At 68.1% G+C, this 863-nt stretch carries 1 pseudogene; it reads right to left on the bottom strand.

Going from position 1 to position 863, the window contains the following annotated elements:
* Window positions 1–15: 15 nt before the first annotated feature.
* Window positions 16–782, bottom strand: a pseudogene (locus QMO56_RS26830) (IS5 family transposase).
* Window positions 783–863: the final 81 nt, after the last annotated feature.

The following is an 863-nucleotide window of genomic DNA, read 5'->3' as shown; positions in this document are numbered from 1 at the left end:
GCGGTGGTGACGATTTCAGCGGAGTAGGATGGCGATTGAGGCGAGCAGAACGAAGCCGCGGAAGTTGGCGAGGAGCTTGTCGTAGCGGGTTGCGACGCGACGGAACTGCTTGAGGTTGTTGAAGAAGCGCTCGATGCGGTTCCGCTCCTTGTAGAGGGTCTTGTTGTAGGTGTGCGGCCGGCGTCGGTGCTTGCGCGGCGGAATGACGGGCTCGGCGCCGGCGTCGAGAATGGCGTCGTGCAGGTGGTCGGCGTCGTAGCCTCGGTCGGCGATGACCGCGCCGGGATCGAAACCCGCGACCAGCCCGTGAGCCTGAGCCATGTCATTCTCCTGTCCCGGCCCGAACAGCAGCCGGACCGGGTTGCCGAGTGCGTCAGTGGCGGCGTGGATCTTGGTGCTCAAACCGCCGCGGGAACGGCCCAGGCCCTGGGCATACGCCCCCCTTTGGCCAGGCGCGCCCCGGCCGCGTGCTGGTGAGCACGCACGATGGTGCTGTCGATCAGCAGCCACTCCAGGTCGGGCTCGCCGCCCAGGGCGGCCAGCACTTCGTCTAGCGCCCCACGCTCGATCCAGCGGTAGTAGCGCCGCTTAACGGCCCGATGGTCGCCCAGGCGCTCTGGCAGGTCACGCCAGCGCCCGCCCGAGCGGGCCATCCAGAGCAGTGCGTCCACGAAGCGCCGGTTGTCGCAACGCGGCCCGCGCTGCCCGGCTCGACCGCCAGGGATCAACTCCCGCAGCCGCTCCCACTGGTCATCGCGCAACGCATCCGGGTCCGCGCTCATCCAGGCCAGCCTCCAAAAGCCAGCCTTGAATCACGCCCCGCTCAGCAGCGGAATCCCTCAGATCAGGAAATCGTCACCACC

This window comes from Roseomonas sp. E05 (assembly GCF_030063475.1).
Taxonomy (GTDB): Bacteria; Pseudomonadota; Alphaproteobacteria; order Acetobacterales; family Acetobacteraceae; genus Pseudoroseomonas.
Note: the sequence above shows the minus strand (reverse complement) of the source record. Positions and strands in the feature narration are given on the sequence as shown.